This window comes from Nocardia jejuensis NBRC 103114 (genome assembly GCF_001613145.1).
Taxonomy (GTDB): Bacteria; Actinomycetota; Actinomycetes; order Mycobacteriales; family Mycobacteriaceae; genus Nocardia; species Nocardia jejuensis.
On the sequence record NZ_BDBU01000031.1, the window covers coordinates 1 to 14,190 of the forward strand.

Sequence of the window (14,190 nt, forward strand, 5' to 3'; positions counted from 1 at the left end):
TACGCGGCGCTGGACGACGCGCGGGCGGGTCTGCCGGTGCTGCTCGGGCACACCCTCGACGATCAGGCCGAGACCGTGCTGCTGGGGTTGGCGCGCGGCTCGGGCGGACGCTCGATCCAGGGCATGACCGCGTACGCGGACCCCTGGGGTCGACCGCTGCTCGGGGTGCGGCGCGAGGTGACCCGGCAGTTGTGCGCGGACCTCGGGCTGACCCCGTACGAGGATCCGCACAACAGCTCCCCGGAGTTCACCCGGGTGCGGCTGCGGACCGAGGTGCTGCCGCTGCTGGAGGAGGTGCTCGGCGGCGGAGCGGCCGCGGCGCTGGCCCGGACCGCCGAGCAACTGCGCGAGGACGGAACCCTGCTCGATTCGCTCGCCGAAAGTTTGCTGGAGCGGTCTCGTGATGGCGAGGGGCTCTCGATCGAGACGCTCGCCACTGCGGATTCGGCGCTGCGCCGACGAGCCATTCGCGCCTGGTTGCTCGAGCACGGCGCAAAATCATTGACGGACAGCAATTTACGAGCCGTGGACGCGCTGGTCACGCAGTGGCGTGGACAGGGCGGGGTCGCGGTGGGCGGTTCGATCAGCGGGACCAGGTTGGTTGCCGCGCGTGAACATGGCACCCTCATACTTGGCTCGGACCATGTCGAACTCGACCGGGCTCGACATCATCGTTGAAGGGAAACCAGCGCACGTGTACGGGGATGACATCGCGTCGGTGCTGATCAGCGAAGACGAGATCGCGGAAAAGATCGACGAGCTCGCGGCCCTGGTCGCCAAGCGATACCCGGCCGACTCCCCGGAGGGGGATCTGCTGCTGGTCGGAGTGCTCAAGGGAGCCATCTTCTTCATGACCGACCTGGCGAAGAAGCTCACCGTGCCGACGCAGATGGAGTTCATGGCCGTCTCCTCGTACGGGTCCTCGACCTCGTCGTCGGGCGTCGTGCGGATCATGAAGGACCTGGACAAGGACATCGCCGGGCGCAACGTGCTGATCGTCGAGGACATCATCGACTCCGGTCTCACGCTGTCGTGGCTGCTGCGCAACCTGTCCAGCCGCAATCCGGCCTCGCTGGAGGTCGTGACCCTGCTGCGCAAGCCGGACGCGCTGCGCACCCAGGTGGACGTGATGGCGGTCGGTTTCGACATCCCGAACGAGTTCGTGGTGGGTTACGGCCTGGACTACGCCGAGCGCTACCGCGATCTGCCGTACATCGGCACCCTCGATCCGAAGGTCTACGGCGGGTAGGCAACTCTCGGGGTGCGCCGCCGAACGCCGGGAGCGTCCAGGACCGTGCACCCGCGTCCTCGAACTCCCGGGACGACCCGCGGGCTTCACCCCTGAGTTCGCGGAGCGCTCGACTTCGAGCGCTCGACTGCCGAGGCGTCGCCTCTGAACGGCGCTACTGCGACTCGTGTCTCAAATGTGCCCGCGGTATCGCGTGGGACTGTTTTCATCGCTGATGTGATGAAACTCACTCACCCTGTTCGGTGGTTGTGAAGCTGTCGACCGGCGGTCGTAGCTGGGCGGCGGCGGGGGCGGACGGCCGGTGGCGGCAGGGGTCCGGGGTGGCGTGGGTTACGGCTGGTCAAATGTCCGCATGGCCGGGAGGGGGTGATTCGTCCGTGAATGGCCAGGAGTTCGCGGTGCCGGTTACCGGAATGTTTCCGGCTGGTCCTATGCTGTCTGTAACAAACCTGATGGCTGTTTTCCGAGTCGATTGCAAACTTTCGGGTCGGATACGGCTGGTAATTCAAGACCGATTCTGATAGCAAGGGGCTATGGACCCGCATTTGCGCGACCTGCGGTATTTCGTCGCCGTCGCTGAGGAACTTCACTTCACCAACGCAGCCCAACGGCTGCACATCGCTCAACCCACCCTCTCCCGGCAGATTCGTCAGCTGGAGCGTCAGCTCGATGTGGTCCTGTTCGACCGTAATCAGCGCAGTGTGGCCCTGACCGTCGCCGGTAAGGAACTGCTCGAGGGTGCCCGCAAGATCCTGGAACTCTGGGAGGTCACCAACGTGGCCCTGCAGGAGGCGGGCGAGGTGCTGCGCGTCGGCATCCAGTCCTCCATCGGGCGCGGGCTGATCACCGACCTGGAGAGCGCCAGCGGCCATCGGCTCGCCCTGCACTCCGCGTCCTGGACGGACCCGTCCAGCGGCCTGGCCGGGCGCCAGGCGGACCTGGCGCTGATGTGGCTGCCGGTACCCGACTCCAGCCGCTACCGGTGGCAGGTGCTGCGTACCGAGCCGCGCTGGGTGCTGCTGCCGGAGAACCACGCCCTCGCCGGTCACGAGACCATCGAGTTCGCCGACCTGCTCGACGAGCCCTTCATCGCGATGCCCGCCGAAGCCGGCGCCGCGCGCGACTTCTGGCTCGGCGCGGACGCCCGCAACGGGCGCCAGGCCAAGATCGGCGCCGAGGCCGCCACGGCCGAGGAGCGGCTCGAGGCCGTCAGCCTGGGTCTGGGCGTATGCCTGCTGGCCGAGAACAATGTCCCGATGTACCGCTGGCCCGGCCTGACCGCCCGCCCCGTCTCCGGCCTCGCCCCCTGCGAGCTGGCCGTCGCGTGGCGTGCCGACGACGATCGTCCGACCATCCTCGAATTCGCGGCGCGCGTGCTGGACGGCGGCTTCGCCGAACGGGAGCCGGTCGTGGCGGCGCCCGCGTAACCGCGTGACCCCGCGGCAGTGATCCCGGATCGGCGGCGGCAATGAGTCGGAGGCAGTGCCGCCGCTCGCCCGGGAGACGGGCCGAAGTACGAATCGGCCGGTGCACGAAAGAGCCGTCCTGCCACTGGCAGGACGGCTCTCGTCGTTTCTTCTTCTCGGCGGTTAGCTGTCGAAATCGGTGGAATCGTTGTCGCCCGGAGTCAGCTCCGGGCGTCCGGGGCGACACGCTGCCAGGGATGCGCGGCCTCGAGCTGGGCGGCCAGGCGTAACAGCGTCGATTCGCTTCCGGGCGGCCCGGCCAGCTGCGCCGCCACCGGTGTCCCCGTGCGGGGGTGTAGCCCCATCGGCACCGATACGGCCGGCCAGCCCACCAGATTCCACAGCGGCGTGAACGGCGAGTACCGCACGTTCGCAACCACATTCGACAGCCACGGGCGCGCGTGCCAGCGACCGGCGCGCGGCGGGGGAGCCGCCAGCGTCGGGGTGATCACCACGCCGTAGCTGTCGAAGTAGTCCAGCAGCCGGGCCTCGATCCGGTCCACCTGCGCGGAACGCATCAGCCCGCTCTTGAGCACCAACTTGCCCAGCGCCACATGGGTGCGCGTGCGCCGCTGCAGCCGCTCCGGATGCGCGACGGTCGCGGCATCCTTGGCGGCGTTCGCGAGCCAGCGCAGTGCCAGTGCGAAAGTGGCTCCCTGATAAGGCAATTCGGCGACACCCACGGTGTGCCCGGCCGCGACGGCGGCGGCCGCGGCCAGATCGGCGGCGGCCGTCCAGGCGCGATCGACCCGCACCAATGGCGCGGGCGAGGCGGTGGCCAGGCCGATGCGCAGGGCCGGAGGCGATTCCAGATCGGCCAGATCCGGGCGATCCGCGAGCACCGAGAGCACCAGCGCCGCATCGGCGACAGTCGTTGCGAGCACACCGTTTTCGGTCATGCCGCCCCAGGAGTCGATCCCGACCTGTGAGGGCACCAGCGCGCGCCCCGGCTTGATGCCGACCACGCCGCAGCAGGCGGCCGGAATGCGGACCGAACCGAGTCCGTCGTTGCCGTGCGCCACCGGGACCAGGCCCGCGCCGACCGCGGCGCCGGATCCACCCGAGGACCCACCCGCGCTGAAGCGCTGGTTCCACGGACTGCGGGTGATGCGTTCGGGGGTGTCGGTGACGCCCCACAATCCGAATTCGGGAACCGCGGTGAGGCCGACGATGACCGCGCCGGCCGACCGTAGTCGGCGCACGACCGGGTGATCGTACTGAGCCGGATTGTCGGACCCGGCCCGCGATCCACCCCGGGTCACCTCGCCGGTGACGTCGATATTGTTCTTCACCGCGATCGGGACACCGGCCAGGGGGAGTACGTCCAGCTCCGGCCGATCCGCCATCGCGCGGGCTTCGGCGCGGGCCGCCTCCTCGCGAATCAGGCTGAACGCGTGCACTTTTCGATCACGGGCCCGGATCCGCTCGAGTACGGTGTCCAGTGCCTGCTCGGGGGTCAGCGCGCCGCTCTGCACAGCTGCCGCGATACCGGTCGCGGTGGTGGTGTCCACGGGTGGCTGGGGTTCGGATGGGGTCTGTGAATCGGTTGCGATGTTCGCCATCGCCACCTCCTCGGAGGTCTCTCCGGCTCGCGCGATCGCCTGCGCCCGGCCGTCCTTGATCGTCGAACTGTCCGCTAGCGCCGTGCCCTCTTCGTACATGCTGGTGTTCCCCCGTCGCCTCGAGTTCGAAATCGGGTGATCCGCTGTTGAGCCGCAAGTTATCATTCCGGCAATTGGTCGGGGATGATGGTGTCGGGTGTGGCGGATTTTATCCGCCGCGGACGATCGACGACAGCGTGGATGCGGCGTTTCGGCGGACGGATCCACAGCGAACCAGGCGGGTGCGGTATGACATCTGGTTCCGATCACCGCTCCGGGCGTTATTCGGCCGGAACGGAATTCGGCGCGGTGGCGGCCTTCGCCGCGGCCTGGGACGCGGGTTCCGCGCCACCGGTGATCGCCGAGTTCCTGCCCGATGCCGGCACGCTGCGACGCGATGCGCTGCTCGAACTCATCCGGGTCGATATGCGGCATCGCTGGCTGCGCCGCCGGGGCGCGGACGGCGGGGACACGCCGCCGCGACCGCCCAAACGGCTGACCGAATACTGTTCGGAGTTCCCGGAACTCGATACGAGCGACCTGCCCGCCGGACTGGTGTACGAGGAATTCGTCATCCGCCGGCACAGCGGCGAGCGCGTCGATCCCCGCGACTGCCTGCGCGAATATCCGGAACAGGCGACCGAGCTGCGAGAACTGCTCAATGCCGACGACGAGGATCAGAGCACCCGGCGCGCGGCGCTGCAGGACTCCACCCGGGCCCGCTCTCCGCTCGACGAGTCGACCCGGGCGGGTTTCGGTAATTCCGCGCTCGTCCCGGAGCCCGGGGATGCGACCCAGGCGGCTTTCACATTCGGTGACTCCACCCGGATGGGATCGGGGCCCGAGGACTCCACCCGCGCCGGGTTCTCCCTCGACGAATCGACCAACGCGCCCACCGGCGACTCCACGCGGCGTCCGGTCCTGGACGGCGACTCCACGCGCGTGCCCGATCCGTCCGAGCGCACCATGCACGCGGACCCGTCCGAGCTCACCGGAATGGCGACCGACTCGACCCACGCCACCACCGGCGGGCTGAGCGCGCCGGAGACCGGGGAACTGCTCGATCGCATCGAAATCGGCCAGCGCATAGACGATTTCGATCTGCTCACCAGTCTCGGCAGCGGCGCCTTCGCGCGGGTGTTCCTGGCCCGGCAGCGCTCCCTGCAGCGTCTCGTGGCGGTGAAGATCTCCGCCGATCACGGCACCGAACCACAGACCCTGGCGCAGCTGGACCACGACTACATCGTGCGCGTGTTCGATCAGCGGTTGATGGCGGGCACCCGCACCGAATCCGGACGCCGGTTGCGGCTGCTGTACATGCAGTTCCTGCCCGGCGGGACGCTGCTGAGCGTGCTGCGCTGGGTCCGCGCCACCCCGGCCGCCGAACGCAGCGGCCGGCTGCTGCTGGACGCCGTGGACGCCGCGATGGAGGAGAAGGGCGAGATCCGGCCGACCGATTCCAGCGTGCGCGCCGAGATCGCCGAGCTGAGCTGGCCGGAAACCGTCGCCTGGCTCGGCAGCCGGGTCGCCGAGGCCCTCGACTACGCCGACGGGCACGGCGTGCTGCACCGCGACGTGAAACCCGCGAACATCCTGCTCACCGCGGAGGGCGTGCCGAAGCTGGCCGACTTCAACATCAGTTTCAGCCGCAATCTCGACAACGACAGTCCAGTCGCCTATTTCGGCGGCTCGCTCTCGTACATGTCGCCGGAGCAACTCGAGGCCTGCCATCCCGGACAGGCCGTCACCGCGGCGGACCTGGACACCCGCGCCGACATCTTCTCCCTCGGCGTGGTGCTGTGGGAATTGCTCACCGGCGCAAAGCCTTTCGACGACAGCACCGCCGGTCCCGGCGATCACGGTGACCGCACCACCCTCGAGGCCATGCTCGCGCGCCGCCGCGGCGGGCCCGACATCGCGGCCCTGGACCGCGTGCCGCCGGACTGCCCGGCCGCGCTGCTGCGGGTGCTGCTCACGTGCCTGGCCCCTGATCGGGACGAGCGCTGGAGCTCGGGGGTCGTGCTGGCTCGGCAGCTGGAGATGTGCCAGGACGAGCGCGCCAGAGACCTGGTGGACCCGCCGCCGCACAGCTGGCGGCGGCGGTTGCGCACCTGGTTGATTCCGATCGTCACCCTGTCGGTCGGGGTGCCGAACGTGCTGGCCTCGATCTACAACATCGCGCACAACAACTCGCTGATCGTCAGCCGGCTGTCCGGCGAGGCCATGAATGCCTTCACCCTCATCACGGCGGCGGTGAACGCGCTGTTCTTCCCGCTCGGGATGCTGGCCATCGTCTATCTGTGCCGCCGGGTGATCCTGGTCCCGCGCGGCCTGCGCAAGGGCCGCCTCTACGACGCGGAGACGCTGCGCCGGGCTCGTGCTGATGTGTTGCTGGCAGGGGAACGAATATCGCTGGTCGTGTTCTCACTGTGGACTGTTTCGGGCGTCACCTTCCCGATCGTGCTGCGCCTGGTCGCAGACGACCTGCCCGTCAGCGGCATGGTGCACTTCGTGGTCTCGCTGGTGGTGTGCGGCGCGATCGCGGTCGCCTACCCCTTCTTCCTGGTGACGTTCTACCTGGTCAGATGCATCTATCCGATGTTCCTGCGGCACGGTGACATCAGCCCCGAGGATGCGATCTGGCTGCACCGCCTGTCCCGCCGCTGCACCACATATTTGGCGGTTGCGGCCTCGATCCCACTGCTGGCGGTGGCCGGGGTGACCTTCCTTCCGCCCGCCGACATTCCCACGGTGATCGTTGCCGTGCGAGTGCTGAGTGTTGGTGGGATCCTTGCTTTCGTGGCTGTCTATGTGATGTTCCGTGCGCTCGAGGCGGATCTGCAGGCGCTGGAACGTGTCGTATCCCCCGGACATCCCGTGCGTGACACCGGGGAACCCGCCGGTATCGACTCGTGAACGCCGGTATCGACTCGTGAGCGATCGTCCGGCGCACGCCGTCGCGCGCTTCGTCGCGGACTGGGAATCCACGCTGCGCGGCGACCGCGACGAGCCGCCACACCTGCCCGGCTATGTGCCCGACGGCGAGGATATCCGCCTGTCCGTGCTGGCCGATCTGGTGCGCGTGGACATGAGCCAGCGCTGGCGGCGGGCCGGTCTGGAGAAGCGGATCACCGAGTACCGCAGGGAATTCCCCGAGGTGGTCGCCAGCCCGCAATTCGCCGATCTGGTCTGCGACGAATATCTGGTGCGGAGCCGCCACCGGCCCGTGGACGTCGACGCCTTCGCCGCCGAATACCCCGAGGTCGCCGAGGAGGTGCGCCGCCGATTCGCCGCCGGCGGCCCTCTCCCCGCTCCGCCGCCCGATCTGCCCGCCGGTATCGAAACCGGCCGTCGCCTGGACGATTTCGACCTGCTCACCGATCTCGGCGGCGACAGTCACCACCGCATGTTCCTGGCCCGGCAGCGCTCCATGCAGCGCCTGGTCGCGGTCCGGGTGGAGGCCGGTCCGGACAGCGACATCCCCACCGTCGCGCAGCTCGATCACCACCACATCGTCCGGGTCTTCGATCAGCGCCTGATCCGGGAGCAGACCACCGGGAACCCGTTGCGGCTGCTCTACATGCAGTATCTGCCGGGCGGCACCGCGGCCGACCTTTTCGCGCGCCTGCGCGCACCCGGCGTGTTCGGCGGTACTGCCGAGTCGGTATCGGGCGGCACCGCTGCATCTCGAGCGAGTGGCACGGCCGCGTGGTCCTCGGGCGGCACCGCCGCAATGTCGTCGGGCGGCACGGCCGCATCGTCGTCGGGCGGCACGGCCGCATCGTCATCGGGCGGCACCGCCCCATCGTCATCGGGCGGCACCGCCGCCGAGCCGGGTGCTGCTCCGATACCGACCGATCCACTCACACCCGTGGATGCGCTCCCGGTCGCGGAGGTCCCCGCTGGTTCGGCCGTCCTCGCGCGTCCCGCTCCCGATGCGCCGTTGGCGCACCCGTTCCGGGACCGGCTCAGTGGCGTGCGCGCGCACCGTGGTTCGTCGAACGGCAGTGGGTTGCACGGCGGTTCGCTGCTGCGCGCCGTCGACGCCGCCATGGAGGCGAAGGGCGAGATCCGCCCCGTCGATTCCAGCGTGCGGGCCGAGATCGAGGAACTGAGCTGGCCCGAAACCGTTGCGTGGGTGGGACGTCGACTGGCCGCCGCGCTGGATTACGCGGAGCGGCAAGGGGTGTCGCATCACGACATCCGGCCCGGGAACGTGATATTCACCGCCGAGGGCGTGCCGAAACTCGCGGATTTCGCGCTGGGACCGGTGTATTGGAGCGGCGTGCTGAGTGGGCGCGGCAGCGCGGGGGAGAGGCCGGAGGTCCTGCGGTACCGCTCACCCGAGGCATTGACGGCCATGCTCGATCCGACCGCACCCGCCCCCGGGAATCGCAGTGACATCTATTCGCTCGGGTTGGTGCTGTGGGAAATGCTCACCGGCACAATCCCGTTCGACGATGACTCCGACCCGGTGCTGGAGTCCACAGAACCGGCAGTGGCCGAGTCTGCGACACGGCAACCTGCGGTCCTCGAAGTCGAGGTGCCCGAGTCTGCCGGGGCCGGGTCGTCGGTGCCGGAATCCGCGGCCCACGAGTCGTCGGTGCCCAAACCCGCAGTCGCTGAGTCCTCGGGGCCGGAATCCGCGGTCCTCGAGTCGGTGCGCGAACCGGCCGTGGCTGAATTTTCGGTGCTCGAGTCCGCGACACTCGAGTCGGCGGTAGCCGGGTTCGTGGAGCCGAGCGCCGATGTGCGGGACGGCTCACCGACGACACCGGAGAGCCGTCTGGTCACCGCGATGGTCGCGCGGCGGCTGGCCGGTGTCCCCGAATCCGCGCTTGCCGCACTGCCTTCGGACACTCCCGCCACCCTGCGCCGGGTGCTGCTGGAATGCCTGAGCCCGGAACCGGAACAGCGCTGGCAGAGCGGCTCAGACCTCGCCGGGCAGCTGGACCTGTGCCTGGACGCCCGCGCCCGCGACCTGGTGGATCCGCCCCCGAGCAGCTGGCGGTCCCGGCTGCGCGGCTGGCCGGTGCCGATCGCGGCGCTGTGCGTCGGCCTGCCCAACGCGGTCGCCAGCCTCTACAACATCCGGCTCAATCAGAGCCTGATCGTGGACCGGCTGACCGCCGCGGATCAGGACCGGTTCGCCACGGTCGCGGTGGTGAACAATGCCGTCGCGTTCCCGATCGCGGCCCTGCTCATGGTGTGGATGGCGCGGCGGCCCCTGATGGTGACCTATCGGCTCGCGCGCGGGCACCTGTACTCGGTCGGGGAACTGGCCCGCGCTCGCGCCGACACCCTGCACATGGGGGAGTGGACGGTGTGGATTCCGTTCGGCATGTGGATCCTGGCGGGGGTGGCCTGGCCCCTCGGCCTGCAAAGCCTGGGCACCAGTCTGCCGCCCGGTTCCTTCGCGCACTTCTTCGCCGCGCAACTGGTGTGCGCGGCGATCGCGCTGGCCTACCCGTTCTTTCCGATCACGGTGTTCGCGGTGCGCTCGCTGTATCCGCAGCTGCTGGCGCGCGGCGCGGTCGGGGCCGCGGACAGAGGGCAACTGCTGGCGTTGGCGCGGCGCAGCAATTTCTATCTGGCGGCCGCCGCGTCGGTGCCGTTGCTCGGAGTGGCGACCGCGACGTTCGTCTCCACCGAGGATCTGGAATTGGTCATCGTCCCGGTGCGATGGCTCAGTGCCGGTGGAATTCTGGCGTTCTTCCTGACCTATCGGTTGTTCCGGATGCTGGAAGCGGATCTACTGGCCCTGGCGCGGGCCATTCCGCAGGGCGCGAAGTAGTAGTCACCCCGAGCGGGCGAGGTAGTTGTCACCGAGCGTGCGAGGTAGTTGTCACCGAGCGGCCGATGTTTCTGGCGAGCCGGTAATGAATTCGGGTGCTGTTCCGTAGGGTTGTAGCGATGACTCGCGGCAGTGTCGAAACCTCGCTCGCGGAGCTGGCGGCGCGCGTGCGGCGGCGGGCGCAGGAGAAGTCCGGGCGGTTCGTGCTGGGTATCGCGGGACCGCCGGGGGCCGGGAAATCCACTCTCGCGCGCGGGGTGCGCGACGAGCTGAACATCGCGGCCGGGTACCCCATCGCCGAGGTCGCTCCGATGGACGGATTCCATCTCAGCACCGCGCAATTGCGGGCGGCGGGTGATCTCGCGCGCAAGGGCGAGCCCGACACCTTCGACGCGGCCGGGTACGCCGCCCTGCTGCGCAGGGTGCGCGAGACGCCGCTCGCGGAGCCGGTCCCCTGGCCGACCTACTCGCGGGAATTACACGAACCCGTCTCCGGTGGAGTGGTTTTCGACCGTCAGACGATCATCGTCACCGAGGGGAACTATCTGCTGCTGGACGATCCGGCCCATCCCGACTGGGCCGCGGTGCGCCCGCTGCTGGACGAGACGTGGTATCTCGACGTCCCGCGCCCGATCATCGAGAAGCGACTGATCCGCAGGCATATGCGCGGTGGGCGGACGCTCGAGGCGGCGAAACTCAAGGTGGCCGAGAGCGATCTGCTCAATGCCCGGCTGGTCGAGCACACCCGGCCCGGAGCCGATCTCACCCTGCGCAAATACGGCCGGGCCTACCGCATCGCCTGAGGCGGATGATGGCGCATCCACTCCCTTGTTCCCAGGTGATGACATGAGGCAGTGGCGATTTCGGCCGCCCGCCGCAGCGCCAGCGGGAAGGATTCGCCCCGGGTGTGGAAGTGGCAGAACGCGCCGTGCAGGATATCGCCCGCGCCGAGGGTGTCCACGGCCCGGCCGCGCCGGACCGGGACCGTGCCGCGATTACCGGCGATCGAATAGTCGATGGGGCCCGCGCCGTGGGTGATCGCGGCCAAACGCGGCCCGGCCGCGTGCAGGTGATCGAATACCGACCGCGTCGAATCGGCTTGTGCCCCGGGAGGAACGAACGACGACGAGCAGATGACGATATCGATCAGCGGAAGCAGGTCGGTGTGCACCGGACGCCAGCGCCCGGCGTCGAGCACGACCGTGACCCCCGCCGCCCGAGCGGCCTCGGCCAGTCGCAGCGAGGGCTCGGCGTAGTGCCCGTCCACGAGAACGATTGTCGCGCCGTCGATATGGTCGGACGCGGCATCATCGAACGGCACCCGTGCGCGAGAACCGTCCAGCGACACGATGGTTCGAGTCGCCGCGTCCGTGGCGACGATGATCGAGGACACCGGCGGCTGCACCACGCTGTCCGGTGTCAGATCGACCGGCGTCACCCGGTGCTGTTCGAGATCACCGCGAATCGGTTCCACCAGTGGATGTTTCCCGAGCGCGGTGATCAGTCGCGTGTTCCGGCGCGAGAGGAACGCGTACGTCACGGCCGCGTTCGCGGCCGGTCCGCCCGCACCGAGGAACATGTCCGACGCCTGAGTCTTGCTGTCCTCGTCGGGGTAGTGGTCGACGGCATAGGACAGATCGAGCGTCGCGAGTCCGACGAAGACCGCGCCCCGGGAAATCATGCCGCCGACCATATCCAGCGACCCGGGATTATTCGCGCACCCGATTCTCGTACGCCTTGCGGGCGTCGTCGTCCACGTCGTCCAGGAACGCGCTCTGTGCTCCCAGCGCCCGGCCCAGCGCGTCGCCCAGGGACTCCGGCAGCAGCCCGACGAACTGCGAGATGAGGCCGGCCACAGTCGTGACGCGCACCTTCGAGCGCGGCGACACGATCAGCTTCACGATCGCGTCGGCGATCTCCTCCGGCTCGGCCGGGCGCAGCACCTTGGGCGCGGTCACGCCCGATCCCAGCTCGGTCTTGGTGAGCGTCGGCAGCACCGAGGAGAAGTGCAGACCGGTGCCGTGGTACTCCTCGCGCAGGGTGTCGGTGAACCCGAGCACCGCGTGCTTGCTGGCGTTGTAGGTGGCCAGACCGGGGATGTGCGTCTCACCCGCCAGCGAGGCGATATTGATGACGTGCCCGCGTCCGCGCGGAAGCATCCGTGCCAGAGCGAGTTTCGATCCCAGGATCACGCCGTACACATTGATGTCGAGGATGCGGTGCGTGATGGCGTCCGGCTCGTCGACCACCCGGCCGGTGGGCATGATCCCGGCATTGTTGATCAGCACGTCGATCGGTCCGAGGCGGGACTCCACCTCGTCCAGGAACGCGCCGAACGACTGCTGATCGGTGACGTCCAGCTTGCCGTACACCTCGAAACCCCGTGCGACACCGGACTCTTTGCAGGTCGTCTCGTCGATGTCGCCGATCGCGATCTTCGCGCCCAGTGCCTGCAGCGCAGTCGCGGTGGCCAGGCCGATTCCGCGCGCGCCACCGGTGATGACGACCACCTTGCCGGCGATCGATCCGAAGTCGGTCATCTACTTACCCCTGACAGTCTTGAGAACGGCGAGCAGATCGACTCGCCGCAGGCCGCGTGTACCGGCCGCGCGCATGGCGCCCATCGCGATCGACAGCTTGACCGGCGAATACGGGAACCACAGCGGTTCCTTGGTCTGAGTGGGCAGGATCGGCCGGGTGATGGCCTGCTGCTTGCAGTACTTGCGCACGCCGTTCGCCCCGCCCCAACGCGCCCCGGTGCCGGACTGTCCCCAGCCGCCCATGGGCAGCGCGAAGCTGAACATGTTCGCGAACACATCGTTGATGTTCACCGCGCCCGCGTTCAGCTGCCGCGCAACACGTTCCGCGCGATCCTTGTCGGCGCTCCACACCGACGCGGACAGCCCGTAGATCGAATCATTGGCCAGCGCAATGGCTTCGGCCTCGTTCGCCACCTTCATGACCGGCAGCGTCGGGCCGAAGGTCTCCTCGGTCATGCACGACATGGTGTGGTCCACATCGGCCAGCACGGTCGGCTGGAACAGCGTGCCGACCCCGGTCCGCTCACCGCCGGTGAGCACCCGCGCGCCCGCCTTCACGGCCTCGTCCACGTGCCGCGCGACGATGCTCACCTGGTTCTCGTTGGCCAGAGCGCCCATGTCGTACTTGGGTTCCCGGCCGTCGACGCCCTGGCGCAGCTCCTTGACGGCGGCGGTCAGCTTCCGCAGGAACTCGTCGTAGACCGGCGCCTCCACGTACACGCGCTCCACCGAGATGCACACCTGACCGGCATTGAACATGCCGCCGAAGGCGATGCCGTGCGCGGCACGTTCCAGATCCGCGTCAGCGAGCACGATCGCCGGATCCTTGCCGCCCAGCTCCAGGCTGAACGGGATCATCCGCTCGGTGGCCGCGGCCGCGATCTTGCGGCCGGTGGCGGTGGAGCCGGTGAACTGGATGTAGTCGGCATTGCCGACCACGGCGGCGCCGGTCGCACCCGCGCCGGTCACCACCTCGAGCACCGGCGGCGCGCCGATCTCACGCCAGCCGCGCGCCAGCTCCAGCGCCGAGAGCGGAGTCACCTCGGACGGTTTCAGGATGACGGCGGCGCCGGCCGCGAGCGCCGGGATCACATCGATCACCGGCATGGCCAGCGGGAAGTTCCACGGCGTGATCACACCGACCACCGGGTACGGGCGGAACACCGTGGTCAGCGCCTTCACCCGGGCCAGCGGGCTGTGCGGCGAAGGGTGTTCGTCCGCAAGGAATTTCGCGGCGCGCCGCGCGTAGTAGCCGGTGAGGTCGATCGAGAAGGCCGGATCGATGAGCGAGTCGACGCGCGCCTTGCCGGTCTCGGACTGCAGCACGTCCGCGAGCCGATCGGTGTTGTCCACCAACCAGTCCTGCAGTTTTAGCAGCCATTGCTTGCGCCCCTCCGGGCCGATCGCCTCCCAGGCCGGCTGCTGCGCCCGCAGCTCGCGGACCTTGGCCGCCACCGTCTCGGCGGAGTCGATGGGCACGGTGCCCGCCAGTTCGCCGGTCGCCGGATTGCGAATCTCGATCTCGGTCGGCGCGACCTCG

The 14,190-nt window shown here is 68.9% G+C and carries 10 protein-coding genes; 6 read left to right on the forward strand and 4 right to left on the reverse strand.

All coding sequences use genetic code 11. From position 1 onward, the window contains the following. The 3 genes from NJ1_RS24785 to NJ1_RS24795 all read left to right on the forward strand — a co-directional run. On the forward strand, positions 1-678 hold a 678-nt coding region (locus NJ1_RS24785; RefSeq protein WP_067698508.1), incomplete at its 5' end, for a PP-loop family protein. A gap of 16 nt (positions 679-694) precedes the next feature. Next, entirely contained in the window at positions 695-1,249 is a 555-nt protein-coding gene (gene hpt, locus NJ1_RS24790; RefSeq protein WP_067698510.1) for a hypoxanthine phosphoribosyltransferase, read from the forward strand. A 533-nt stretch (positions 1,250-1,782) separates the two neighbouring features. Then, positions 1,783-2,676 carry a LysR family transcriptional regulator gene (locus NJ1_RS24795; protein ID WP_067698512.1) on the forward strand — a complete coding sequence of 298 codons (894 nt, stop codon included), beginning with the start codon at positions 1,783-1,785 and terminating at the stop codon, positions 2,674-2,676. 200 nt (positions 2,677-2,876) lie between these two features. Here NJ1_RS24795 and NJ1_RS24800 read toward each other — a convergent pair whose 3' ends face one another. Continuing rightward, positions 2,877-4,376: an amidase gene (locus tag NJ1_RS24800; RefSeq protein ID WP_084478772.1), complete on the reverse strand. Its 1,500-nt coding sequence runs from the start codon at positions 4,374-4,376 to the stop codon at positions 2,877-2,879. A 768-nt stretch (positions 4,377-5,144) separates the two neighbouring features. On the opposite strand from NJ1_RS24800, the gene NJ1_RS24805 reads away from it, so the two are divergent. From NJ1_RS24805 to NJ1_RS24815, 3 genes are all read left to right on the forward strand, one after another. Then, a complete protein-coding gene (locus NJ1_RS24805) occupies positions 5,145-7,232 on the forward strand; it encodes a protein kinase domain-containing protein (RefSeq protein WP_422615776.1) in 2,088 nt (695 codons plus the stop codon). A gap of 16 nt (positions 7,233-7,248) precedes the next feature. Next, positions 7,249-10,110, forward strand: coding sequence for a protein kinase domain-containing protein (locus NJ1_RS24810; protein WP_067698516.1), 2,862 nt, complete (start codon positions 7,249-7,251; stop codon positions 10,108-10,110). A gap of 119 nt (positions 10,111-10,229) precedes the next feature. Continuing rightward, entirely contained in the window at positions 10,230-10,913 is a 684-nt protein-coding gene (locus NJ1_RS24815; protein ID WP_067698518.1) for a nucleoside/nucleotide kinase family protein, read from the forward strand. Here the strand turns inward: NJ1_RS24815 and NJ1_RS24820 are convergent. The 3 genes from NJ1_RS24820 to NJ1_RS24830 form a co-directional block, all read right to left on the reverse strand. Beyond that, the gene (locus NJ1_RS24820) at positions 10,898-11,791 is read right to left on the reverse strand and encodes a PfkB family carbohydrate kinase (protein WP_067698524.1); all 894 of its coding nucleotides are present in this window, start codon (positions 11,789-11,791) and stop codon (positions 10,898-10,900) included. The two genes, NJ1_RS24815 and NJ1_RS24820, sit on opposite strands and share 16 nt — an antisense overlap. A 28-nt stretch (positions 11,792-11,819) precedes the next feature. Next, complete coding sequence (locus NJ1_RS24825) at positions 11,820-12,650, reverse strand: SDR family oxidoreductase (protein WP_067698520.1); 831 nt, start codon at positions 12,648-12,650, stop codon at positions 11,820-11,822. After that, positions 12,651-14,190, reverse strand: a 1,540-nt coding sequence (locus NJ1_RS24830; RefSeq protein WP_339381074.1) for an aldehyde dehydrogenase family protein, incomplete at its 5' end; no start/stop codon positions are given.

Bases quoted from the DNA above. Each gene is read 5' to 3' on its own strand.
- NJ1_RS24825 (WP_067698520.1), bottom strand. From the start codon at position 12,650: ATGACCGACTTCGGATCGATCGCCGGCAAGGTGGTCGTCATCACCGGT.
- NJ1_RS24795 (WP_067698512.1), top strand. From the start codon at position 1,783: ATGGACCCGCATTTGCGCGACCTGCGGTATTTCGTCGCCGTCGCTGAG.
- NJ1_RS24800 (WP_084478772.1), bottom strand. From the start codon at position 4,376: ATGTACGAAGAGGGCACGGCGCTAGCGGACAGTTCGACGATCAAGGAC.
- NJ1_RS24815 (WP_067698518.1), top strand. From the start codon at position 10,230: ATGACTCGCGGCAGTGTCGAAACCTCGCTCGCGGAGCTGGCGGCGCGC.
- NJ1_RS24805 (WP_422615776.1), top strand. From the start codon at position 5,145: ATGGGATCGGGGCCCGAGGACTCCACCCGCGCCGGGTTCTCCCTCGAC.
- NJ1_RS24820 (WP_067698524.1), bottom strand. From the start codon at position 11,791: ATGATTTCCCGGGGCGCGGTCTTCGTCGGACTCGCGACGCTCGATCTG.